The sequence below is a fragment of the Alcaligenes sp. NLF5-7 genome, from assembly GCF_024266725.1.
GTDB classification, from domain to species: domain Bacteria; phylum Pseudomonadota; class Gammaproteobacteria; order Burkholderiales; family Burkholderiaceae_B; genus Alcaligenes; species Alcaligenes phenolicus.
Map to the genome: position 1 here is coordinate 2,940,144 of NZ_CP100755.1, position 22,110 is coordinate 2,962,253.

Here is a 22,110-nt window from a genome sequence, read left to right on the forward strand (position 1 = left end):
ATGCCGTCCATCATCTTTTCCACCATGGCCCGGGTGTTCTTCTGGCTGATGCTGGTGGCCTCGATCCTGATTCTCCTGCGGGGCCACAACCAACCAGGTGGTGGCTTTGTCGGCGGCCTGGTCGCGGCCATGGCGATCGGCGTAGTGGCCCTGGCCGATGGCGTTCCGAGGGCACGCGCACTGTTGCCCCTGCATCCCATCACGGTCATCGGGCTGGGCATCCTGCTCGGCATCCTGGGTGGACTGCCAGGGCTGTTGATCACGGGGAATTTTCTGGAGCATCAGTGGTTGCTGTTGGGCAGCTTCAAGCTCGGTACAACGATGGTCTTCGATCTAGGTGTTTATTTTGTCGTGCTAGGAGGAATGCTGGCTTTGATCTTTCGTTTGTATGAGGACGCACCATGAACCTGATATATGCGGCGGGTATCGCCGCCATCATGGGCTGCGCCCTGTACCTGCTGTTGTCGCGGCATATCCTGCGCATCGTCCTGGGGGTCATGCTGCTATCGGCATGCGTCAATCTCACACTCTTCCTCGCCGGGCGCATCGGACCAAATCCACCGCCAGTGATGCGCGCTGGGGAAACCGCACTCGAAGCTGGTGCCGCCAATCCTCTTCCTCAAGCCTTAGTGCTGACTGCCATCGTGATCGGCTTCTCGCTCGTGGCTTTCGTCGCCGCGCTGGCGCTGCAGACATTCCGCTCGACCGGAACGCTTGACAGCCGCGAATTGGACTACGCCGAGAAGCTCGGCTCGCCCAAGGACCAGGAGGCGGGCCGATGATGGCGTTGATCACGAGCCAGGTTCTGTTGTGGCCAGTCACGGTGCCGCTGTTGGCATCCGCACTCTGCGCGACCCTGTGGACACAGCCAAGGATGCAGCGCTGGGTCAGCATGGCCGCACTCGTCCTCATGGCGGTGGCATCCCTCGGCCTGCTGGTCGAAGTCATGGACGGCGATGTGCTGAGCGTGACCTTTGGCGGCTGGTCTGCACCGTTCGGTATCAGCTTCGTTGCAGACCGGCTTGGCGCCGCAATGGTTGCCATCACTGGAATACTGGCGCTGGCCGTTGGCATTTTTGGACTCGGTGATATTCGCCGCCGCCAGGAACATGCCGGCTTCTACCCGCTGCTGCACGGCATGCTCGCCGCAGTCAATGGTGCTTTCCTGACCGGCGACATCTTCAATCTCTATGTCTGGTTCGAGATCATGCTGATCACCGCCATGGGATTGCTGGTAATCAACCGCACGCGGGCACAACTCGACGGCACGCTGAAATATGCCGTCCTCAACCTGTTCAGCACCTTGCTGCTCTTATTGGCCATCGCCATCGTCTACGGGGTCAGTGGCACGCTCAACTTGGCCGACTTGGCGCGTGTGTTGCCTGACGCGCAGGAGAGCGTCGCCTTGTCTCTGGCTGCCGTTCTGTTCCTGGTCGGCTTCGGCATCAAGGCCGGCTACTTTCCATTGTTCTTCTGGTTGCCCGCGTCTTATCACACGGCCTCGATCACCGTGGCAGCGATCTTTGCCGGACTACTCACCAAGGTTGGCGTTTATGCCTGCTTCCGGGTTTTCACCCTGTTGTTCGAGAGCGGTGCCGGCCTGCGTGAGGTAGTTGCCGTAATGGCCGCGGGAACGATGCTGTTCGGCGTGTTCGGCGCTGCGGTCCAGTGGGACATCCGGCGCATCCTGTCCTTTCACATCATTAGCCAGATCGGCTACATGCTGCTGGGGTTGGCGCTAGCGACACCGTTGGCGCTGGCCGGAGCGATCTTCTACATCATCCATCACATCATCGTGAAGGCGAATCTCTTCCTCATCGCTGGCGCGATCTATCGGGCCACGGGCACCTATGACCTGCGAAAGGCTGGCGGACTGATGAGCAGCCATCCGCTGCTGGCCTGCCTGTTTGCCATCCCAGCCCTATCTCTCGCTGGCATTCCACCGCTATCGGGCTTTTGGGCGAAGTACATGGTGATCGACGCCTCGTTCCAGGCGCAGAGCAATTGGCTGGCGGCTGTCGGCCTGTTTGTCGGGCTGCTCACTGTCTTTTCGATGAGCAAAATTTGGATTGAGGCTTTTTGGAAGTCACCGCCGTTGCAGCGGACCAATCCGCGATCGGTTCCTGCCGTCATGTTGGCGCCAATCGCAATGCTGGGCTTGCTTACGCTCTGGATCGGACTGCAACCCGAAGCGTTCGTCTTGTATGCCAATGCAGCCGGTGATGCGCTGTTGAACCCTCAAGCCTATGTAGGAGCAGTGTTTGAGGACACTGCAACGCCAGGAGATGCACCGTGAGCACATCATTTCCTAGGAGGCTTTGGGCGTTTGTCGTGCTGACGGCAATCTACTTCAAGGAGTTGGTGAAGTCGTCCGTGACGGTAGCACGCACTGCGTTCGCTCGGAATCCACAGGTGTCGCCGGCAATCATCGCTGTGCCGATCTCACTGCGAACCGACCTCGCCATAACAACCCTTGCCAATCTGGTCTCGCTGACACCAGGCACCAACGCGCTGCATGTCAGCCAGGATCGTTCGACGCTCTACGTCCATTGTCTTGATGCGCCGGCAGCCGACCAGGTAGTCGCCGAAATCAAGGAGACATTTGAGCGCTACTTGAAGGAGATCGAGGGATGATCGACCAAATTCACTCGCTTACCAATGGTTTCGCCATTGGCTTGCTGATCTTCCTGGCGGTCCCGCTGACCATGACCATCGTTCGACTACTAAGCGGTCCAGGGTATGCCGATCGCTTCGTTGCGCTGGACATGCTGACCGGAATCGCCGTGGCCATGGGAGCCTTGACTTGCGTGGTTACCGGGCGGCGCGAATTCCTCGACGTCGCCTTCGGCCTCGCGTTGTTCGGCTTCATTGGAACCTGCGCACTGGCGGCTTTTCTTGAGCGCAAAGGAGGCCCGCAGCCATGAGCATGGGTTTGTCCATCCTTTCGATTACGCTGAAAGTCCTCGGCGTGATCTTTCTGTTTGCCGCCGCGCTCGGGCTGTTGCGATTCAAAGACCCGCTCCAGCGAATGCACGCGGCCACCAAGGCAGGCACGATCGGTGCTGGCCTGGTGCTTGCTGGCGCGGTGCTGCTCATCGACAGTACCGAGGGTCAAATAATCGGTCTGCTCGCAATCCTCTTTTTGTTCCTCACCGCGCCGGTATCCGGCCACTTGCTTGGCCGTGCCGCGTATGTCAGCGGCGCGGAGCTGATTGGAATCGAGGAGAGGGATGCCCTGATGGGGGTGTTGGCTCGCCAAGCCGATTCACCAGACCCAGGCTCCATACCGTCGTACACCGTCATACCACCTTTGACGGACGTTCGGTTCGCCATCATTGCTCCCAACGAGGAGCGTATCGCCCGCCGTGCGCGAGACATCGCCATCGCCAACGATGTAGTCGTGGAAGCGAGAGCAATCATTGACACCAACTTGGTCCAGAGTTCCGTTCTGGCCGATAAGGCACGGGAGTCAATCAAGGCACGGCTGGCCGACGCCGTTACGACGGTGAAACCGCTCTTTGTCCACAACACGCCCAAGTTGTCCCTGTTTTATACCGAGGGGGACGCAGAAGCGTTGATTCCAGATGGACGGAATGCCGGCAGTCTACTAATCCTGCCCCCCTCGGGCTGGTGCTTGCATGGCACTGACCTGCATCCAGCCGAGAGCGGTACGCCCCCCGCCGATGTACTGCGCTTGGCACACTTTCATGCAGGTCCGGTTCTGTTTACAGGCGATAAAACGACCCCAGCCACAGCAGCACAAGTGGTGGTGGTGGACGACGGAACCAATAGCATCGTAGAGGGCCTAATCTGGACGTTGAAAGCCCGCCTCTGGAATGCGCCCCAAGTCATGATCGTTGTCCGATCAGACGTTGGCCGCACAGCCAGCATCAAGAAAGCGCTAGCGGCCGCTGGCCTCCATACTCCGTTGGAAGTGGTCGAACACCAAAGGGATGGCGTCGCGCTTGTGCCTGACACGCTCTCTGACTGCGATGCAGTCATTACGTCTTCCTTGCCACCGCGCCTATACCAGGAACATGGGCACTCATGGCGGAGGTTTATTGCTGAAACATGGACAGGGGAAGTATTGGTAATCCCGCACAGGGCGAGATCCAGTAGGGTACAAAGTTGAGGGACTTCATTGCATCAAAATGGCCGTTGACAAAGGCGCTGCCTCTGGCAGTGAGCGCCACCATTCTGGTTGTCTCGTTGGCGGCCAGCGTCATCGGCGTGTTGCTGCTTCAGAACTACGTCAATGCCACCTTAGAGCAGAAAGCTGCTGTGTTTCTGGATGGCTTCGCAGGGCACATTGCACCGAACGGACCGCTCGACCCGACCCAGACACAAGCAGCGCTCAGGAATGCGCTGGAATACCAGTCGATCATGGGGGAATCCAGCACCGCCATAGGTCGGATGATCGATGGCCGTCTGGTCATGCACAGTTATCCGCAGCAGGAAGACCCGTCTGAACTGAATGCTACGCTCCAAGTTGCCTTGAATGGTGGCGCTGGCACTTCGATCTTTACGTTCCAGGATGGGCATAAAGCACGCCTGACGAAGGTGTACGAGCGCGCCGGCGTGCCTTTCGCACTATCGACGCTGTTCGACGCAAGTGATGCCGTGCGTACCAACCAGGTCACGATCTGGATTGCAATTGCCATCAATGGCGCACTGGCTTTGGTGTCGATCGTCATTACCTTCTTAGTGACGCGGCGCATTGCTTTTTCGTTGCGCTCCCTGTCTCACCGCCTGGCACCGGACGCCGAAAACTCATTGGGCGGCGGTGGTGGAAGCGAACTGGCCAGCCTGGAAACTGCGCTCGTCCTACGCGAACAAAACGAAGCCATTCGCTCCAAAGCCCTAGAAAGCATGGCGCAGGCTGAGCGAGACGCTTTACTTGGGCGGGTCGCCGCGGTCATTGCGCACGAAGTGCGCAATCCACTCGCTGGCATCCTGAGCGCTCTCTCCACGATTCGCCGTTTTGGCGATGACAAGGCAGTTCGAGAAGAGACACTCGATATTGTGGAAGGCGGGTTGAAATCCCTTGAACGCATTGCAAATGTCACGCTTGCCACATACCGGCGTCGAGGGGGGCAGAAGCGGATCAACGTATCCGATATTCAGGACCTGGAGCTTCTCATTGCACCTGAAGCACGCAAGAGGGAGTTAAAAATCGCTTGGTACTTGGAGGGCAAGGACGCCTTCTATTCGGACGCTGATGCAGTTCGTCAGATCATGGTCAATCTGCTACTCAATGCCTGCAAAGCCAGCCCCATCCGCGGGACCGTTGACATTGCGGTTGTCGTAGGTTTGGACGAAGCACGATTAAGCGTTTCCGACCACGGGCCCGGTCTGCCTGATGCGATTCTGGATTATTTGCAGGCCCCGCCTGCGTCATCAATTTTGCCTCCCACCCGAGAACTCGGTATCAGCGTGATCTGCGCGTTGGTTCAGGATATCGGCGCGCGTTTGAGTGTTGAAAGCCGTGCCGGTGAAGGCACAACCATCAGCATTATCGTTCCCCTCGACAAAGAGGAGGCTGTGGACCCCGTATGACAACGAAGCCATTACTGATCCTGATTGAAGATGACGGTGTGCTTGGGCGCTCGCTGCACCAGCGCTTTAGCCTCGAAGGTTATGCAGTGCATTGGGCAAAGACGGCCAAGGAAGGAGCGACGGCTCTTGCCAATCGGGCCGCGCGGATCGTGCTGTCTGACATCCGGTTGCCTGATGGCACAGGCGAGGATGTGGTTCGCAATGCGTTTGGTCGCAACGGAGCGCTACCTACCATATTCATGACCGCCTATGGTGATATTGAACAGGCGGTACGCCTGATCAAGCTCGGCGCTCGCGATTACATTGCAAAGCCCTTCGACCTTGATGCTTTGGTTGAGCGTGTAGCAGCTATCGTAGCGATTGGCGAAGACGCAAACGGTATATCCGACCCCTTCGCCTGTTTCGGCATCTCCGAAGCCACCCACGGTATTCGGAAGACTCTTGACAAACTTGCGCACTCAGATTTGCCGGTGCTGCTGTCCGGCGAAACTGGGACAGGCAAGGAGATCGGGGCGCGTTACCTTCATCAGACGACAACTGGCGGAACCGCACCCTTTGTGGCCGTGAACTGCGCTGCAATTCCTGGAGAACTATTCGAGTCGGCGATATTCGGGCACGAGCGTGGAGCCTTCACTGGAGCGGTAGCCCAGCATATCGGCTTCGCTGAACAAGCTGGTTCGGGCACCTTGTTTCTCGATGAGGTCGCAGAACTCGACCTGAATCATCAGGCAAAGCTGTTACGGCTGCTGGAAGCGCGCGAATTCCAACGCATAGGCTCAAACCAACATTTAAAGTGCCAGGCGCGCTTCGTGTTTGCTACGAATCGAGACCTTCGCACCGCGGTGTCCCAGGGGCTATTTCGGGAGGATCTGCTGTTTCGCATCAATGTAGTCGAATGTGCAATGCCCCCATTGCGCGAGCGCAGGCTAGAGATTGAGCCGCTGCTGAGGTTTCATGCACAGCGAATCTCTAAGCGTCGGAACGAAGAGGCACCGGCCTTCGCCGAAGGCGTAGTTCCATTTGCACTTCAATACGACTGGCCCGGCAATATCCGAGAACTTGTCAATCGTGTTGAGCGCGCGATCGCACTGAAAGACACCCCAGAGCTTCGATTTTCGGACTTGTGGCCGGATTATGCCGCTGATGACAAAGTCGCTAATGATTCATTGACATTGGCAGGCGCACGCGATTCGGCCGAGCGGGAGAGAATTGAACAGGTGTTACGGCTTCACGATGGGAATCTGACTGAGGCAGCCAAGACGTTGGACGTTTCTCGGACGACCCTCTGGAACAAGATCCAGAAATATGGAATCCGATCATCATGAGTCTAGAGAAAATGACTCTCCATCTCCTGTATAGGAGATGAATTCGATGATGGCATCCTCTCCATCGCGATTTCTACGCTGGGTGTTCATAGCAGCACTAATTCTGGTTCTTGACCTCGCGACAAAGTACTGGGTAGTGCAGAGCTATCGCGTGGGTGAATCAACGGTACTTACCAGCTTCTTCAACGTTGTGCGGGCACACAATCCGGGAGCAGCTTTCTCACTATTTGCCGACCAAAGCGGCTGGCAGCGCTGGTTTCTCACCGTGTTGGCCATGGTTGCATCGGCATTCTTGCTATGGCAGATCACGATCCATAGCTCGAAGGGCCTACTTTCGATTTCATTGGCATCCATTCTCGGCGGTGCGCTTGGCAATGCGATCGACCGCATGGCTCGCGGACATGTGATCGACTTTCTGAGCATTCACGCGTCTGGCTATCACTTTCCGACATTCAATGTGGCTGATATCGCCATCACGACTGGCGTTATTGGCGTCGTCATTCACGAAGTATTGAGCAGGCGAAGTAGGGAGCACACCAAGACGCAGTAGTTTTCATCGCAATTTTAGGCATCTGTGCATAGCTGGACAGTACCGCCTGCAGGTGGTCTTTGCCCCCAGGAAGTGTTGCGAATGGAGAGGTTGTCACAGAGAAGTCCATAGAACTTAAACAGGAGCGTCATCGATGGAGCTGCGGCACCTTCGCTGCTTTGTTGCTTTGGCCGAGGAGTTGCATTTCACGCGTGCAGCCGAACGCCTGCATATCGAGCAACCACCATTGTCCCGGGCCATTAGAGAACTGGAGGAGGAGCTAGGGGTCGTTCTATTCGATCGGGATCGTCGAGGGACGAGGCTAACAGCGGCAGGCGCAGCCTTCTTGCAAGACGCTCGCAGGCTGTTCACGGTATTGGAGCAAGCGCGAGAAAACGTCAGGGCTGTGGCAGCGGGCCTACGAGGCAGCTTACGTATCGCAGTGTCTGACGGCGCGATCGGCCCTCGACTATCAGCGTTCTTGGCTCGTTGCCGCGCGGAGGAACCCGAGGTTGAGATTCGGCTGTCTGAAGTCCCATTGGCCGAGCAGTTACGTGGCCTACGGACTGGTGACTTCATGATCGGGTTCGCGCACACGGCGGAAGTTGGTGTTGGCATTGTCGCCGAGCCTCTCTGGCGAGATCCCTTGGTCATCGCCGTGCCGGCTCGGCACGAACTACTCTCCCACAAGGAGGTTCCACTACACGAGTTGGGTGGTCACCCATTGGTACTGTGCGATCCGCAAGTATGCGAGGGTTACTGCCGCGAGATCACTCGACTGCTGGGGCCTCTTGGGCATCAGCAGAATATCGTCGAGCATGTATCTTCCCTGGAGATGATGCTGACTCTCGTGGGTGCCGGTTACGGCGTCGGCTTTATCTCGGCAACCAAGATACCGGCCAGCCAGCGCCCCGATGTGGTAATTCGCCCCTTGGCCATGGAATCAGCGGTGATCACTACCTACCTGCTCCGACCCGAGGGCAGTGACTTGTCGGCTTCGTTACAGCGCTTTATCGTTCGATTGCGTGACGGTTTGGACGGCTGACAGAGACGTTCAGTTCAAGAATCAGCGCTGCGGTTCAGGTTTCGCTCGGTTGCTGCCATCAGATCGGCTGCACTTATCCCGAGCGCCTTGGAAATTTTCAATATGAGAGGAAGCGTGGGGACGTGCTCCCCGCGCTCGATCTTGCCCATGTGTGAGCGTGCAATACCTGCCAACGAGGCGAATTCGTCCTGAGCGATTCGGCGTTCGACACGAGCGGTGCGCACGGCCTGCCCGAACGCCAACGCTGGCTCGGATTCATACGTGGGTGTGCCAGTAGGGCGACCTGGCTGGATAGTGGGCTTCTGCATTAGCGGAAGCGTCGAACAAACCGTGGAAATTAACCACGTTAAAGATATAGACGTTAAAGTTCTCTCTTTACTATCATGCTGGCTCGCCCTTGACCTGCTTAGTCGCTTCTATGGGGCTCTCATGCACAACGTCACCAGCCCGCTTCCCCGTCTTAGGATCGCCATAGCGCGAGGCGTAGCGTCGTCACAGCTTTCCACACTGCTCGCGCTACAACGCGAGGCAGAGCCCGAGGTCACCCTGACGTTTTCCGAGATTGCAGGATGCGACCTGGCGAGAGGGCTTCGCGATGGACTGTACGACGCAGGGTTATCGCTTCAGGGGTCTAGCGATTTATCTCTCCAGTCTAAGCCCCTGTGGATCGAGACCCTGGCCGTCGCCACGCCGCTGCAATGCTTCTCGTTCGATCGGGCAGAGTTCACGATCGCCGAACTGATGGACTATCCAGTATTTCGCTGGAAGGCAGAGATTTGTCCTTTACTGGATCGCCGCCTGTCTTTTCTTCCTCCGGTAGACCAGAAGAACATTCAGCACGTGCCCTCCTTCGAGATGATGGCGCTCTGGGTTGGAGCCGGCTATGGCATCGGGGTAACCATGCAGTCGCGCATCGAGCAGGCTCGCGGATGGAAGATCGGCATGCGGCTACTCGCCGACGGTCCCTATGAGGTCGTGACACACCTGTTGCGGCCTCAAGGGGAGGCAAATTCCGCTGTGGAGCGATTTGAACGCAGGGCGATACAGGTCGCTCGAACCAATTCGGCCTGACCATGCGCCCCGCGGCTGGAAGCCGGCTGGCTCCAATCGCGGGGCGGCTGCGTTGGCCTCAGGCCCCTTCAAGCACTACAGCGCTGTCCACCAAGCGATGGACGCTCTGACGCACATTCTCGGGGATGGGCCGTAAGGCAACGGCCTCGGGCGCATCCTCATGGCGCCGGTAGTCGCCCATGATGACCCGAATGATTGCGGGCACATTGGTCGGCGTGACCACATCAATAGCCGCACGATCACCCAGGTCAGGGTGTGGCTGGGTCAGCATGCGGTACAGATCCCACGAATCCGCGTGCGGGCACTGGTTCATGAGCACCTGGGCCAGCCTGTGCTTGAGCGGCACCAGTTGCCAGTCGGGAACCCGCTGCCCCCGGTTGCCCAAGCTGATGGACAGCAGCTTACCGGCTTTCAGCTCGCGGTTGATCTGGTCCTTGGACTTGCCGGCCAGCTTGCCGAACAGCGGGACGGGCAGATTGTTCGGCGACTCGTAGATGGCCACCATTTCCTCGCGCTCGCGCTGGATGGCGGAGACTTCCGGCTCCGGGGCATGCGCCGGAGGCGGCGGCACCTGCAACAGCCGCTGGAAGGTGATCCCACCGCTGCTCGGCGTCACAACGATGGGCGTTGCGACTACGGGCGGCACGTCAGGGACAGCGGGCTCGGCCACTGTGGGGGCCGCGTCCACCGTGCCCACCGCTTCCTCCACTCCGGCCATCGCCGGCACGCCGTCGATGCGGATGGTCAGGTGCGCGCTCGCGGCTTCGACTTCGCCCTGTTCGAGCAGGTCGAGACGGTCTGCCCAGTCCTGCATCATGCGGCGTCGCGGCTCCACGTACTTGGCATGGTTGTAGGCCGAGCTGACCTTGTTCGGGTCGGAGTGCGAAAGCTGCGCGTCCACCCAAATCTTCGGATAGCCGATTTCGTTGAGTGCCGTCGAGATAGTGCCGCGGATGCCGTGGCCGGTCAGGCGACCCTCGTACCCCATGAGCTGCACGGCCTTGTTGAGGGTGTTCTCGCTGATGCGCTTCTTGAGTTCGCTGCGATGCGACAGCAGGTACTTCTGCGCCGGACGCATCACGCCCAGGAGATAGCGCACGATCTCGATGGCCTGCAGGGACAAAGGCACGATGTAGGGCGGCACGTCCTGCGGCCGCTTGCCGGCCTTGCGCATTTCGTCCTGGAGCTGCTTGACGACCTGCGGCGGGATGATCCACAAGCCGCGGTCGAGGTCGAATTGCTCAGGCTCGGCCAGCCGCAGCTCGCCCGTGCGCACCCCCGTCAGGAACAGCAGCCGGACGCCAAGCTGGGTCTGCCAGCCGCGGGGGTTGTAGAGCCGGAGCTTCTGAAGGAACTCGGGCAGCTCGGGAAGGTGCAGGTAGGGGTTGTGCGCCACCGGAGGCTTGGGTTCGGCCACCACGTCCAGGTCCGCTGCAGGGTTGACTTCCAGCCCCTCGGCAATGACCAGGGCATAGCGAAACATCTGGTTGAACCAGGTACGCACCTTCTCGGCGGTGGTGAACGCCTTGCGCTTCTCGATCGCCGCCACGACGCCCACGAGCTGGGGCCGGCGAATGTCGTAGATCGACATCTTCCCAAGGGTGGGCAGCACGTCCTTGTTGAAGATGCGCAGAATCTGCGACAGCGTGCTTTGACGGCCTTCCTTGAGTTCCTTGCGGCGATGCTCGACCCAGGCATCAAAGACGTTCTTGAAGGTGTATTCGCCCGCCAGCTTGGCTGCGTGCCGACGCTGATCGCGTTCGATTTGGGGATCGACCCCCCTGGCGAGCAGGGCCTGGGCCTTGTCCCGCTCGGCGCGGGCCTCGCGCAGGCTGAGGGCAGGATAGCCGCCCAGGGACAAGCGCTTTTGCTTGCCCAGCCAGTAGTAGCGGAAGATCCACGACTTGCCGCCTGCGGCAGAGACCATCAGGCCCAGGCAGTCGTTGTCGGAGAGGGTGTAGCGCTTGCCGGTGGTCCTTGCCTGCCGGACGGTCAGATCAGAGAGTGCCATTTCGAGGCTCCTAAGTTATGACTTAGGCCCTATGCTCGTCATGGTTCCCGCTCAGCCCCAGCAACTATCCGGTAGCCGTCCCACCCGTATTCTTGTGCCTCAATTGGTCACTCAAAAACGGTAGCTGTGGGTGGATTTCCGTGGCGCTCGCTGGAATGAAACAAGGGGCCGAAGCCCCTCTTTTCAACGACTTACAGACGTCAGTAGAAGTCTGTAGATCATAACTTGGAGCGGGAGACGAGTCTCGAACTCGCGACCTCAACCTTGGCAAGGTTGCGCTCTACCAACTGAGCTACTCCCGCATTTTTTACTGCACTACCGACTTGTGACCAGAATTACTGGAGGCGCAAGCCGGAATCGAACCGACCTAGACGGATTTGCAATCCGCTGCATAACCACTCTGCCATTGCGCCGTGGTCGATTAAAAAGGGAAGCCTAGGCTTCCCTTAGGAATCTGGAGCGGGAGACGAGTCTCGAACTCGCGACCTCAACCTTGGCAAGGTTGCGCTCTACCAACTGAGCTACTCCCGCATTTTGCTGTGCAGATTGAATCTGTTTTCAGCGTTTTACTTATTAGCTATTGCTTATTAAGTAAAGAAAGCTAGTTTAGAGTGGCTGTCTTTGTTTGTCAAGCGTTTTTGATATTTTGCCTAAGCTTTTTATCAGTACTGCCTAACGAACTAGCCTGCCTTCAAACTGCTTTTTGCTGCGAAACCGACGCTGCGCTAAGCAAGAACGTAACTATAGACTGCAGCAAAGAAGCTTGTCAATAGATTCTGTAAATTTTTCCGGAAAATTGTCTGTCCGAGCTATGCTTACTGCTTTCTTTGATCGTGGGACAGGGCCGTGGATAGGCAGCGTAATGTGGATTTGAGCTCTTTTAATACCTTGGGTTTGGGCAGCCGCGCGCGCGACCTGGTGGTGTATGACAATGTTACCCAGCTGCCTGCCTTGCAAGCGCTGGTGGAGCAGGGGGAGCGTATCTTTGTGCTGGGCGGTGGCAGCAATGTGGTGCTGGCCGAGCAAGTTGATGCCCTGGTGATCAAGGTAGAAAGCAAAGGGATTGGTTTACTGCAGGAGCGGGACGATGCCTATATCGTGGAAGCGCAGGCGGGTGAGTGCTGGCATGACTTTGTGCAGTATTGTTTGAATCAAGGCTGGCCCGGTCTGGAAAATCTGGCCTTGATACCTGGCACGGTGGGTGCGGCTCCGGTTCAGAATATTGGTGCTTACGGGCTGGAGCTGGAGCAGCGGGTGCACAGCGTGCTGGCCTGGAGCTTTAAAGAAGGCAAAGAGGTGGAACTGTCTGCGGCCGAGTGTGGCTTTGCTTATAGAGACAGTCGCTTCAAGCACGACCCGGCTGGAAGCTGGTTGATTCTGGCGGTGCGCTTTGCCTTACCGCGTCAGTGGACGCCGGTGCTGGAGTACCCCGATCTTAATAAGCAAGCTCATTTGGCGGGGGAGCCAGACCCTCAACGTATTTTTGATGCAGTCTGCGAGATTCGTCGTCAAAAATTGCCTGACCCTCGTGTCTTGGGTAATGCGGGCAGTTTCTTCAAGAATCCCCTTGTGCAGACCGAGCAGCGTGATGCCTTGAAGCAGCAATGGCCCAATCTGGTTTCTTATGAAGTTGGACAGGGCCAATGCAAACTAGCGGCGGGCTGGTTGATTGACCAGTGTGGCTGGAAAGGCAAGCGTGATGGTGCCGTGGGCGTGCACGATCGCCAGGCTTTGGTGCTGGTGAATCATGGTGGCGGAACTGCGCATGATATTGAACGCCTGGCCCAGGCGATTCGGGGTTCTGTTCGGGAACGCTTCGGCGTGGAGTTGGAACAAGAGCCCGTTATTGTCAATTAAACATCGACCGCGCCCCACCATCGCAGAGTTTGTGCCAGATGGTGGCGCACGGCTTCCATGGCCGCTTCGGGGTTTCCTGCCTGTAGCGTATCCAGAATCTGTAAATGCTCCTTCATGGCGGGCACAATGCGCTCGGGTAAAGGGCGGCGCGAGTGCTGCAGCACATTGATGCGATCACAGTTCTCTTCGTAGATTGTCATGGCCGAGCGGTTCTGTAGTGCTTGAGCCAGATAGCGATGCAAGGCCCAGTCCACTTCCATGGCCTGAATCTGCAAAGCGGTGGTAACAAGGCCGCTTTGTGCCTGCTCCAGAATCTTCTCGTGCTTGTCCCGCAAACTCTCCAATGCGGGCTGCTTGGCACAGCTAGCCAGTATCCTGGCCCCCTCCTGATCAAAGACACAGCGCAGCTGAAAGCATTCCCGTAGCGCTTCCGTGGTTGCCTCCAGAACCAGCACTCCCCGCTTGGGCAGGATGGACACCAGCCCGGCAGCCGCAGCGCGTTTGACGGCTTCACGCACTGGGGCCAGAGGGAAGTCGCTTAATTTCATCAGCTCCGCCATCGACACCATCTGCCCCGCGCGTACCTGCCCTGTAGCCAATAAATGACGAAATGCCTGAAACGCCTGGGTGGCCAGCAAAGTGTCATCAGAGGAGGAGGGAATACTCATTTAGCGTCTCCGGTTTGCGCGCGTCGGGTTTCGTATTTGATTTTAGTTATGTTTGGCATTTCAAATTATATATATTTTGAAATGCCAGACGGGATTTTAGCTTGCGGACTTATTCTTGAATAAACAGCGCTTTGCGCAGATTTATGGCGCATAAAAATAGGGGTTTTGATATCGAGTTTGGCTTGCTCAAACCCTTGCTTTGAATAGCGGTTTATCTGCTTGTGGCGGGCTTGAGCAACTGGGGAGGGGCGCGTTCAGTTCATTTTGTTTCTGAGCGGCAATGGGAATTGAGTTTGGCCATTCATAAGCTGGAAACCCGTGTCAGCGATCTAGGCTGACACGGGTTTTTTATTGAGCGTTAAGTTAACTTATCATCAATTGAATCAGTCTTTTAAGCCGAAACTTCCTCCAGCGAACGCCCCTTGGTTTCTACCCCCAATGCAATCACCACCAACGCTGCAATAGAAAAGGAAATAGCCCCCAAGGTGAAAACGCCTGCATGACCGGTCCAGGGCAGGATAAAGCCCACCAGCAGCGGTCCGAACAAGGAACCCAGTCGGCCAATGGAAGAGGCAAAGCCCGCGCCTGTGCTGCGTGTCCGTGTGGGGTACAGCTCGGGGGTGTAGGCATACAAAACCGACCACATGCCAAACATGAAGAACTGCATGCACAAACCAGCGCCAATCAGTTGAGCAACAGGCGCCTGACTGGTGGCGACGTGGCCATAGATAAAGGCACAGCCGGCGCTACCGAATAGCATCAAGACCATGGTTGCCTTGCGACCCCATTTCTCCAGCAACCAGGCCGAGAAGATGAAGCCTGGAATACCGGCCAGGGAAATATAGATGGTGTAGGTAACGGACTTGGTGACTTCATATCCGGCTTGTTGCAATAGTGCGCCCAGCCAGGTAGTGAGACCGTAGTAGCCCAGCAAGGAGAAGAACCACAGCATCCACAGCATCAGGGTACGGCGGGCGTATTGGCCTTGCCAAAGCTGGGCAAACAGCGCGCCACGCTTAAGCTTCTCGCAAGGGGTGGGGGGCAGGGGAGAGGGCAGAGCCTGGCCGCCGTTGGCCTGAATGACTTTGTGTTCAAAAGCCGTTGTGACTTGTTCGGCGCGGTCGTTGTGGCCTGCCTCTTCCAGCCAGCGGGGGGATTCAGGAACCCAGCGACGAATCACGAACACAAACAGGGCAGGGATAGACAGGGCGATGAAGATTCCGCGCCAGCCTATATAGTCCAGACTCAGGTAGGTCAGAATCCCGGCGCTGATAAAGCCTAGCGGCCAGAAGCCTTCCAGAATCGCAATATATCGACCGCGACTTTTAGCGGGCACAATCTCCGAGACCATGGCCAGGCCGATGGGAAATTCCATTCCCATGCCAAACCCCAGCAGCACCCGAAACGCCATCAACTGCTCGACGTTTTGGGACAGGCCACAGGCCAGGCTTCCTACGCCCCAAAAAATCATGCTCCATTGAAAGACAGGTTTGCGCCCGTACTTGTCTGCCAGCATGCCCGCAATGGCAGCACCCAAAAACATGCCTAAAAAGCTGGAGCTGGCCAGCATCCCCGCCTGCGCGGTGCTGAGCCCCATTTCTGCTTTGATGGAACCTAAAACAAAAGTCATGATGCCCAGGTCCATGGAATCAAAGAACCAGGCGGTCGCGATAATACCGAACAGTATGCGTTGATAGCGTGTCATGGGCAATCGCTCCAGGCGATTGGCCACATTGGGGGATACGGCTGTCATAGGTGTCTCCTGTAGGTCCGCTCTTGTGGCGGGTTTATGTATAGGTGACCTGCCGTCAGGCCATGGCAGGCCTTTTTTCTTCTACTGATATATTACATGGATACTAGTGGTATCTATTTGAAGATTAAATAATGGTATGTACTTAGCTGGCTAATTAATTGTGGGTCAGTGCTCCGGCTAAAGAGCCCTCAAAAGCGTGTTGAATAATGCGTTGATAGGCGCTGGTGCAGTTAGCAACCGGGAAAGCTTTGGCAAGACGAGTCACTTGCAGGGCGTCGCTCAACAGGCGCTCCAGCTGATGCTCCTGTACGCCGCATTGGCTCAGGTCCGAGGGGATGTCCAGTTGCTCGACCAGCGACCGCACATAGGCAGGCAGGGCCAGTAAGGTATCTTCCGGCTTGCCGGTTGGCATGCCCAGTAGTTGGGCGACTTCCAGCAATTCCGAGGCGCGGGTTTCACGCAGTTCGTCCAGAACGTAGGGCAGCAGCACGGCATTGGTGGTGCCGTGAGATTGATGCGTCAAACCTGCCAGTGCGTAGGCTATGCCGTGTACCGCATTCAGACCTGCCGTGCCGTAGGACAGGGCGGCATAGTAGCTGGCGCTGGCCATGCCATCACGGGCTTCAGTGTCGGTGCCGTCGCGATAGGTTCGCAGCATGTACTGGCCGCACAGGCGTATGGACTCGCGTGCGAACATCATGGTCAGGCTGGATCGGCCACTATAGCCAGGGTCGGGGCTGCCACCACGATCAAACAGGCTGGCATCCTGCGTCATAAAGGATTCAATCGCGTGGGTCAGGGCATCGATACCGGCGTCGGCAGTGACGCGGGGTGGGCAGCTATCGCTGAGTTCCGGGTCGATGACCGCAATGGCGGGACGCAGTGCATTGCCCATGACGGCAATTTTGGTGGCATTGTCGGGGTCGACCAGAATGGCTCCCGGTGTTGCTTCTGATCCCGTGCCGGAGGTGGTGGGCAGGGCGATCAAGGGCAAGGGCTTGGTGTGGGCGGGCCAGGTCCCGCTGTAGGTGCGTATGGGCTCCCCGGTGGGGACGGTCAGACACAGGGCTTTAGCCAGATCTATATTGCTTCCGCCGCCCAACGCCAATACGAAATCGATAGGGTGATCGGCCAGGTGAGCACGTACTTGCAGCGTGGCCTGATCACATAAGGTAGTGGAAGGATCTGGCTCGCCACCATCAAAAACCACAAGCTCAATTCCCTGTTCTCTACAGGCGGCGATGTGGTCCTGAACCCAGGTGGTTTGAATGGTGAAAAAACGGTCGGTAATCAATAAGCCGCGACGCCAGCCCAGGTGGGCAATCAAGGCAGGTAGTTCATGGCGGCAGCCGCGTCCCATCAGGGTGCGGGGTGGTGGGCAAAAGAAAACGTGTGTGTTCATACGGCAGTCCTTGCGGTGTGTAGAGAGCAGAAGGGTTCTATCAATGAGGCGATCAGTTCAGTGTGCGAGCCCAGAATGCTGTGGCCCGCATCAGGCAGGCTGTGCAAGGTGGCTTGTGGCAGTGCCTGCGCCAACCGGTGGGCGTGCTCAATGGGACAGTCCTGATCCTGCTCGCCGTGGATGATCAAAGAGGGGATGGAAATACGGGGAAGTTGCGCATACAGGTCGTGGTGCCGATTAGCCAGCCAGGTCCAGGCCACATCTAGATGACCTGCGGCCTCCAGCAGGCCCAGGCGCTGTTCCCGTTCTGCAATTTCTTGCAGCAAGGCAGGCGTGTCCTGGGCCTTGAACCATTGAGTCCGGTTCAGGCTGGCTGTGCCCGATAACAACAGCAGGGCTTGAGGCAGTGGGGCCTGTTCGTCCAGTAAAGTCAGACAGGTTTGCAGCACCACTGAGACGCCCAGGCTCCAGCCTGCCAGGACATAGGGCGTGTGTTCAGGCAAGGCTTGAATGCTGGCGCGTAGATCCTGCACAAAGCCGTCCAGCCCGTAATCTTCCTGGCTGGAGCCGCGAAAGGTATTGCCTCGGCCTCGCAAGTCCGGGGTGTGCCAGGACATCAAATTCGAGCTGGCGTTGACCACTGGCAGCCAGCTGCGATGGGTGCCCTGAATCCCATGCACGGCAATGATGGTGGTTTGTTTTGAATCGCAGGCAATGCTCATGTGGCTTCCTGGAGTAGATAAATACAACTAAGATATGAGGCTGTTGCCCAGTTCCGGCCTTGTACTTGCAGGGCCAGAGCAGGCGTCAGAGTTTGGGTGTCAGCAGCAAACGCTGCGTTTTAAAGGCAGGGTCAGCATGGTTACAAGCAAGCGGAAGGTAGCGGGAAAAGGGCAGGCTCAAGATGAGGTGCTGGACATCAAGGCCTTGACGGAACCCAAGCCCAAGCTCACAGACATTGCTTATGAGCGTTTGGAAGAAGCCATCATTACCCTGAAGCTGCCGCCGGGCAGCATCGTGTCCGAGCTGACCTTGAGCCAGATGTTCGAGATTGGCCGCACGCCGATTCGGGAGGCCATTCAACGTCTGGCACGCGAACATTTGATGCTGGTCTTGCCGCAGCGTGGGCTGTTGATTCCAGAGCTGGACATGCCCAAGCAACTGCGCCTGATCGAGACGCGACGGGAGATCGAGCGTCTGATCTGCCGTAGTGCGGCCAAGCGGGCGACACGCGATCAACGCGAGCAATTCAAGAGCTTGCATGATGCTTTCCTGGAAGCAGCCACCCAGAACGATGAAGTCAGTTTTATCCGGGCAGATCGACGGTTGAATGAGCTGGAAATCGAGGCGGCTCGCAATGAGTTTGCCGAGGCAGCGATGCGTCTGACACATGGGCTATCCCGTCGTTTCTGGTTCTGCCACTATCAGCAAAATCCGGATTTAACGCAGATGGGCAGACTGCATGCCAACTTGGCGATGTCCATTGCCGGGGGCGATATGGACCAGGCCGGTCAAAGCCTGGATCTCTTGATGGACTACATCGAAGAACTCGCCCGCACGGCCCTGATTTCCAGCTTGTAAGGACAGTCAGGGCCTTAGCTGGCCAGGCCACGCTCCAGGGCGTGGGCCTCTTCTTTTTTCAAGGCCGGGCCGTCCGTGGTGTCGCCAGTATCTTCAAACCGGAAACGGCGAATAATGGGCTTGAGCTCTTCCTTGACGTGCTTTTCGCTATAGCCATTGAACAGGTGGCCAAGCAGACCGCGACGCAGATCCGTAGTGCCCATGGCCCAGTCTGCAATCGGGAACGTCAGGTTCATGTTGTACTTCATCATGATGCCCTGATTGTGGTGGGCGGTATGGTGGCGGCGAATGGTGTTGATGAAGGGCATATTGCGCACAAAGCTGTTCTCATGCACATGGCAGCAGTAGTGAAAGGCCTCGTACACCAGGTACTGCGCCACCATGGTCATGAATACAAAATAGCCTGCATTGGGGTTGATGATGGTTGCGGCCAGCCAGCCCAGAATCCCGCCGCCTACCCCCAACGTGGCCAGAACGCGCCAGGGGAAAAACACAATCCGGAACTCCTTGCAGGAATCAATTGTGGCTTCGTTGTCGGTGAAGTACTGGTGATGCTGGCGGGTGTGGCGTTCGTAGATTTCCCGCAAGCCAATGATGTTGATGCGTCGGTGCATCACATAACGGTGCATGGCCCATTCAACAAAATTACCCGCCAGAAAAACGGGGATCACAATCAGCCATTCCCAACCTACCGGGCCTAGCTGGGTGATGCTGTAGTAAATCGCTGCCAAGCCCACGATATAGGTCACTACCACGTGAACAATGCCGTTGTAGGCGGGGCTGATGTTGGATTTGTAGTCCTCTCGGAACTTGCGTTGGCGTTCGCTCATCATGTCGGTTGTCTCCTGCGGGAAAAGGTTTATTCTTTAAATATCCAACTGACATATTAGTGATATTTTTTTCTGCGTCAAGCAGGGAAAACAGGGGGGAGGGAATGTGACAAGGGGGCGACTTAAGGGGAGAACCCGCCACAGCGTTTGGTGGAGCAGTTTTTCAGGCTGGGTTCAGGGCTGGTTTTGCAGTTTTACTGGCGAACTTGGAGCTGCTTTTTTTGTGATGAGGCGAGTTGGGAAGGGACAAGACGGGACACACTGGATCAAGGCTGGAGCAGGAGAGGAAAGGACGAGTGAAGGACAAAGCAAGGTAAAGAGTAGGGACAAAGGCAAAGGGATAGGTGTTGGTCAGATCAATCCAGAGTGGCCACTATCGGAAAGTAGCCAACAGGAGGGGGCTCTGTTAAGCGAAGATAAAAAAAGCCGGCTCGAAAGCCGGCTTTTGGTCAGAGCGTTTGCAAGTCAGGAACTTACAGGCCCAGCACGTCTTGCATGTTGTACAGGCCAGTGTTTTTATCGCCCAGGAAACGGGCTGCACGCAGGCTGCCGTTGGCATAGCCAGCACGGCTGCTGGAGCGGTGCGAGATTTCGATGCGCTCGCCTTCGCCGCAGAAAAACACGGTGTGGTCGCCCACAATGTCGCCACCACGGACGACGGAGAAACCAATGCGGCCATCCTGACGAGCGCCAGTGTGACCGTGACGGGCCCAGTCGGCTACATCGTTCAGGGATTCACCCCAGGTTTTGGCAATGGCTTCGCCCATAGCCAGAGCTGTACCCGATGGCGCATCCACCTTGTTGCGGTGGTGGGCCTCAAACACCTCGGCGTCGTAGCCCTGGTTCAGCAAGGCAGCCGCCATTTCAATCAACTTCAGGGTGGCATTGACGCCTACGCTCATGTTCGGGGCGAAGACAATGGCAATCTCGCGACCAGCCGCCAGAATCTGTTGTTTCTCTGCTTCGGAAAAACCGGTAGTGCCAATGACCAGACGGGTGCCGTGCTGCATGCAGGCGTCCAGATGGGCCATGGTGCCTTCAGGGCGGGTGAAGTCGATCAGGCAATCTGCCTGGGCCAGGGCGTTCAGGTCGTCCGTGACTTTGATACCTGTGTCTTTACCCAGAAAGGCTCCTGCGTCCTGACCAATGGCTTTGGAGCCGCTGTGGTCCAAGGCCGCGGCCAGTGTCAGGTCGGTACTGTTCAAAACAGCTTCAATCAGCATACGGCCCATACGGCCGTCTGCGCCAGCAATGGCAATGCGCATGTATCCTGTGTCCTTAACGTAAAGCTTAAAGCGTAGGCTGGTTGCCGCTCACGCTGGGTGTTGGGGCGGCTTGGTCGGCATCAGCGGGGGGCGGGGTGTGTTTCTTGCCTGTGTCGCTGCGCTCGAAGGGCTGGCGGTCAGGTTGCTCGTCGCCTTCCCAGCGAACCAGAGTGTCGCCTTCAAACCAGACGGTAAAGGTGCGCTGCTCGCTCTTGCCGTAGCCAGGCTTGTTCAGGTAAGGGTAGTCCCAACGGTCGGCGTGGAAAATGTCCTGCAAAGTGGGCGAACCCAGCAGGTAACGAACCTGTTCGCGTGTCATCCCCGATTGCAGGCGGGCCACTTGCTCGGCAGTGATCCAGTTCCCCTGCTGAATGTCGGCGCGGTATGGGAAGCCCCATTTAGAGGATCCGCAGGCGCTCAGGGCGGCGGCAGCCAGGCTGGCTGCGAGTATGGCGCGGATGACAGGAGTGAATGAATTGGCCTTCTTCTGCACGAAATGCCCCAGTAGGAATAAAATCGTTATCATATAAGGGTTTAGGAAAAAGCGCATGAATTGCGCATTGAACCGCCTCAAGACGAGCTGGTTTTCAACCAGGACGGACTTGAGATCCATCCCCATCAAGATGCGATAATTTAGCCATGAACGATCAAAATGAACTGAAGAACATGGGGCTTAAGGCGACTTTTCCGCGCCTGAAGATTCTGGATATTTTTCGCCGCTCCGACCAGGACGGTCAACGCCACCTGAGCGCTGAAGACGTATACCGCCTGCTCATTGCCGAAGAAGTCGATATTGGTTTGGCCACGGTTTACCGTGTGTTGACCCAGTTCGAGCAAGCCGGCATTTTGGTACGCAGCCAGTTTGACGGCGGCAAAGCCGTCTTTGAACTGAATGACGGCGATCACCACGATCACCTGATCTGCACCAATTGCGGCGTTGTGGAAGAGTTTACCGACAGCAATATCGAAGCCCGCCAGCACCAGGTCGCCAAAGACCACGGTTTTGTGCTGGAGAGCCATACGATGCTGTTGTACGGTATTTGCCCCAAGTGCTCGGAAGCAGGTAAACAGGCCAAGCCTAACCTGCGCGGTTAATCCTTTAGTCGATGGTCCGCCGGCGCGGGATCTGATGATTGGGGGCAGGATAGCCAGGACGGCATCCTGAAAATTCAAAGAACAATCAGATCCGGGCTACAGGGCCTCACGATTGGATACAA

The 22,110-nt window shown here is 57.3% G+C and carries 23 protein-coding genes and 3 tRNA genes; 14 read left to right on the top strand and 12 right to left on the bottom strand.

Going from position 1 to position 22,110, the window contains the following annotated elements:
* The 10 genes from MID00_RS13515 to MID00_RS13560 all read left to right on the top strand — a co-directional run bounded on the left by MID00_RS13515 (window position 1) and on the right by MID00_RS13560 (window position 8,455).
* A complete protein-coding gene (locus MID00_RS13515) occupies window positions 1–405 on the top strand; it encodes an MnhB domain-containing protein (RefSeq protein WP_033948106.1) in 405 nt (134 codons plus the stop codon).
* Entirely contained in the window at window positions 402–782 is a 381-nt protein-coding gene (locus tag MID00_RS13520; protein ID WP_033948108.1) for an NADH-quinone oxidoreductase subunit K, read from the top strand. Before MID00_RS13515 ends, MID00_RS13520 begins: the two co-directional genes overlap by 4 nt.
* On the top strand, window positions 779–2,296 hold the full coding sequence (locus MID00_RS13525; protein ID WP_033948109.1) for a proton-conducting transporter membrane subunit: 1,518 nt from the start codon (window positions 779–781) through the stop codon (window positions 2,294–2,296). The genes MID00_RS13520 and MID00_RS13525 overlap by 4 nt, the downstream gene beginning before the upstream one ends.
* Complete coding sequence (locus tag MID00_RS13530; protein ID WP_033948110.1) at window positions 2,293–2,634, top strand: Na+/H+ antiporter subunit E; 342 nt, start codon at window positions 2,293–2,295, stop codon at window positions 2,632–2,634. Before MID00_RS13525 ends, MID00_RS13530 begins: the two co-directional genes overlap by 4 nt.
* Window positions 2,631–2,924, top strand: coding sequence for a monovalent cation/H+ antiporter complex subunit F (locus MID00_RS13535; protein ID WP_052151338.1), 294 nt, complete (start codon window positions 2,631–2,633; stop codon window positions 2,922–2,924). Before MID00_RS13530 ends, MID00_RS13535 begins: the two co-directional genes overlap by 4 nt.
* Window positions 2,921–4,132, top strand: coding sequence for a monovalent cation/H(+) antiporter subunit G (gene mnhG, locus MID00_RS13540; protein ID WP_071534944.1), 1,212 nt, complete (start codon window positions 2,921–2,923; stop codon window positions 4,130–4,132). Before MID00_RS13535 ends, mnhG begins: the two co-directional genes overlap by 4 nt.
* Window positions 4,133–4,182: 50 nt before the next feature.
* Window positions 4,183–5,556, top strand: a complete 1,374-nt coding sequence (locus MID00_RS13545; protein ID WP_042920628.1) for a sensor histidine kinase — start codon at window positions 4,183–4,185, stop codon at window positions 5,554–5,556.
* A complete protein-coding gene (locus MID00_RS13550) occupies window positions 5,553–6,881 on the top strand; it encodes a sigma-54 dependent transcriptional regulator (protein WP_033948114.1) in 1,329 nt (442 codons plus the stop codon). The genes MID00_RS13545 and MID00_RS13550 overlap by 4 nt, the downstream gene beginning before the upstream one ends.
* Before the next feature lie 46 nt (window positions 6,882–6,927).
* Complete coding sequence (gene lspA, locus MID00_RS13555) at window positions 6,928–7,431, top strand: signal peptidase II (protein ID WP_033948115.1); 504 nt, start codon at window positions 6,928–6,930, stop codon at window positions 7,429–7,431.
* 133 nt (window positions 7,432–7,564) lie between these two features.
* Window positions 7,565–8,455 (top strand): LysR family transcriptional regulator, encoded by an 891-nt coding sequence (locus tag MID00_RS13560; protein WP_033948116.1) that lies wholly within the window; start codon window positions 7,565–7,567, stop codon window positions 8,453–8,455.
* 14 nt (window positions 8,456–8,469) lie between these two features.
* Here MID00_RS13560 and MID00_RS13565 read toward each other — a convergent pair whose 3' ends face one another.
* Window positions 8,470–8,763, bottom strand: a complete 294-nt coding sequence (locus tag MID00_RS13565; protein ID WP_042920626.1) for a helix-turn-helix domain-containing protein — start codon at window positions 8,761–8,763, stop codon at window positions 8,470–8,472.
* 121 nt (window positions 8,764–8,884) lie between these two features.
* Between MID00_RS13565 and MID00_RS13570 the strand changes: the two genes are divergently transcribed.
* Window positions 8,885–9,526: a substrate-binding domain-containing protein gene (locus MID00_RS13570; RefSeq protein WP_033948128.1), complete on the top strand. Its 642-nt coding sequence runs from the start codon at window positions 8,885–8,887 to the stop codon at window positions 9,524–9,526.
* A 58-nt stretch (window positions 9,527–9,584) separates the two neighbouring features.
* Here MID00_RS13570 and MID00_RS13575 read toward each other — a convergent pair whose 3' ends face one another.
* The 4 genes from MID00_RS13575 to MID00_RS13590 form a co-directional block, all read right to left on the bottom strand.
* On the bottom strand, window positions 9,585–11,537 hold the full coding sequence (locus MID00_RS13575) for an integrase arm-type DNA-binding domain-containing protein (protein WP_033948117.1): 1,953 nt from the start codon (window positions 11,535–11,537) through the stop codon (window positions 9,585–9,587).
* A gap of 226 nt (window positions 11,538–11,763) precedes the next feature.
* Window positions 11,764–11,839, bottom strand: a tRNA-Gly gene (locus MID00_RS13580).
* A 37-nt stretch (window positions 11,840–11,876) separates the two neighbouring features.
* A tRNA-Cys gene (locus MID00_RS13585) sits at window positions 11,877–11,950 on the bottom strand.
* Window positions 11,951–11,992: 42 nt separating this feature from the next.
* Window positions 11,993–12,068 (bottom strand) — tRNA-Gly (locus MID00_RS13590).
* Window positions 12,069–12,383: 315 nt separating this feature from the next.
* On the opposite strand from MID00_RS13590, the gene murB reads away from it, so the two are divergent.
* Window positions 12,384–13,394: a UDP-N-acetylmuramate dehydrogenase gene (gene murB, locus MID00_RS13595; protein WP_250755952.1), complete on the top strand. Its 1,011-nt coding sequence runs from the start codon at window positions 12,384–12,386 to the stop codon at window positions 13,392–13,394.
* Here murB and MID00_RS13600 read toward each other — a convergent pair.
* The 4 genes from MID00_RS13600 to MID00_RS13615 form a co-directional block, all read right to left on the bottom strand.
* Window positions 13,391–14,062, bottom strand: a complete 672-nt coding sequence (locus MID00_RS13600) for a GntR family transcriptional regulator (protein WP_009459563.1) — start codon at window positions 14,060–14,062, stop codon at window positions 13,391–13,393. The two genes, murB and MID00_RS13600, sit on opposite strands and share 4 nt — an antisense overlap.
* A gap of 391 nt (window positions 14,063–14,453) precedes the next feature.
* A complete protein-coding gene (locus MID00_RS13605; protein ID WP_254498942.1) occupies window positions 14,454–15,815 on the bottom strand; it encodes an MFS transporter in 1,362 nt (453 codons plus the stop codon).
* A 154-nt stretch (window positions 15,816–15,969) separates the two neighbouring features.
* Window positions 15,970–17,217, bottom strand: coding sequence for an iron-containing alcohol dehydrogenase (locus MID00_RS13610; protein ID WP_254498943.1), 1,248 nt, complete (start codon window positions 17,215–17,217; stop codon window positions 15,970–15,972).
* A complete protein-coding gene (locus MID00_RS13615; protein ID WP_250755949.1) occupies window positions 17,214–17,939 on the bottom strand; it encodes an alpha/beta fold hydrolase in 726 nt (241 codons plus the stop codon). The genes MID00_RS13610 and MID00_RS13615 overlap by 4 nt, the downstream gene beginning before the upstream one ends.
* Before the next feature lie 136 nt (window positions 17,940–18,075).
* On the opposite strand from MID00_RS13615, the gene MID00_RS13620 reads away from it, so the two are divergent.
* Window positions 18,076–18,798 carry a GntR family transcriptional regulator gene (locus tag MID00_RS13620; protein WP_251196859.1) on the top strand — a complete coding sequence of 241 codons (723 nt, stop codon included), beginning with the start codon at window positions 18,076–18,078 and terminating at the stop codon, window positions 18,796–18,798.
* A 14-nt stretch (window positions 18,799–18,812) separates the two neighbouring features.
* Here the strand turns inward: MID00_RS13620 and MID00_RS13625 are convergent, their stop codons facing one another.
* From MID00_RS13625 to MID00_RS13635, 3 genes are all read right to left on the bottom strand, one after another.
* Entirely contained in the window at window positions 18,813–19,631 is an 819-nt protein-coding gene (locus MID00_RS13625; RefSeq protein WP_254498944.1) for a sterol desaturase family protein, read from the bottom strand.
* A gap of 470 nt (window positions 19,632–20,101) precedes the next feature.
* A complete protein-coding gene (gene dapB / locus MID00_RS13630) occupies window positions 20,102–20,893 on the bottom strand; it encodes a 4-hydroxy-tetrahydrodipicolinate reductase (protein WP_026483245.1) in 792 nt (263 codons plus the stop codon).
* 25 nt (window positions 20,894–20,918) lie between these two features.
* Window positions 20,919–21,386 (bottom strand): outer membrane protein assembly factor BamE, encoded by a 468-nt coding sequence (locus tag MID00_RS13635; protein ID WP_226348990.1) that lies wholly within the window; start codon window positions 21,384–21,386, stop codon window positions 20,919–20,921.
* Window positions 21,387–21,532: 146 nt separating this feature from the next.
* Here MID00_RS13635 and fur point away from each other — a divergent pair, with 146 nt between their 5' ends.
* Entirely contained in the window at window positions 21,533–21,988 is a 456-nt protein-coding gene (fur, locus tag MID00_RS13640; RefSeq protein WP_009459553.1) for a ferric iron uptake transcriptional regulator, read from the top strand.
* Window positions 21,989–22,110: the final 122 nt, after the last annotated feature.

Excerpts from the sequence above, each read along its gene's own strand:
- MID00_RS13515 (WP_033948106.1), top strand. The coding sequence starts at position 1 with ATGCCGTCCATCATCTTTTCCACCATGGCCCGGGTGTTCTTCTGGCTG.
- MID00_RS13520 (WP_033948108.1), top strand. The coding sequence starts at position 402 with ATGAACCTGATATATGCGGCGGGTATCGCCGCCATCATGGGCTGCGCC.
- MID00_RS13525 (WP_033948109.1), top strand. The coding sequence starts at position 779 with ATGATGGCGTTGATCACGAGCCAGGTTCTGTTGTGGCCAGTCACGGTG.
- MID00_RS13535 (WP_052151338.1), top strand. The coding sequence starts at position 2,631 with ATGATCGACCAAATTCACTCGCTTACCAATGGTTTCGCCATTGGCTTG.
- mnhG (WP_071534944.1), top strand. The coding sequence starts at position 2,921 with ATGAGCATGGGTTTGTCCATCCTTTCGATTACGCTGAAAGTCCTCGGC.
- MID00_RS13550 (WP_033948114.1), top strand. The coding sequence starts at position 5,553 with ATGACAACGAAGCCATTACTGATCCTGATTGAAGATGACGGTGTGCTT.
- lspA (WP_033948115.1), top strand. The coding sequence starts at position 6,928 with ATGATGGCATCCTCTCCATCGCGATTTCTACGCTGGGTGTTCATAGCA.
- MID00_RS13560 (WP_033948116.1), top strand. The coding sequence starts at position 7,565 with ATGGAGCTGCGGCACCTTCGCTGCTTTGTTGCTTTGGCCGAGGAGTTG.
- MID00_RS13565 (WP_042920626.1), bottom strand. The coding sequence starts at position 8,763 with ATGCAGAAGCCCACTATCCAGCCAGGTCGCCCTACTGGCACACCCACG.
- MID00_RS13570 (WP_033948128.1), top strand. The coding sequence starts at position 8,885 with ATGCACAACGTCACCAGCCCGCTTCCCCGTCTTAGGATCGCCATAGCG.
- MID00_RS13575 (WP_033948117.1), bottom strand. The coding sequence starts at position 11,537 with ATGGCACTCTCTGATCTGACCGTCCGGCAGGCAAGGACCACCGGCAAG.
- MID00_RS13600 (WP_009459563.1), bottom strand. The coding sequence starts at position 14,062 with ATGAGTATTCCCTCCTCCTCTGATGACACTTTGCTGGCCACCCAGGCG.
- MID00_RS13605 (WP_254498942.1), bottom strand. The coding sequence starts at position 15,815 with ATGACAGCCGTATCCCCCAATGTGGCCAATCGCCTGGAGCGATTGCCC.
- MID00_RS13610 (WP_254498943.1), bottom strand. The coding sequence starts at position 17,217 with ATGAACACACACGTTTTCTTTTGCCCACCACCCCGCACCCTGATGGGA.
- MID00_RS13615 (WP_250755949.1), bottom strand. The coding sequence starts at position 17,939 with ATGAGCATTGCCTGCGATTCAAAACAAACCACCATCATTGCCGTGCAT.
- MID00_RS13620 (WP_251196859.1), top strand. The coding sequence starts at position 18,076 with ATGGTTACAAGCAAGCGGAAGGTAGCGGGAAAAGGGCAGGCTCAAGAT.
- MID00_RS13625 (WP_254498944.1), bottom strand. The coding sequence starts at position 19,631 with ATGATGAGCGAACGCCAACGCAAGTTCCGAGAGGACTACAAATCCAAC.
- dapB (WP_026483245.1), bottom strand. The coding sequence starts at position 20,893 with ATGCGCATTGCCATTGCTGGCGCAGACGGCCGTATGGGCCGTATGCTG.
- fur (WP_009459553.1), top strand. The coding sequence starts at position 21,533 with ATGAACGATCAAAATGAACTGAAGAACATGGGGCTTAAGGCGACTTTT.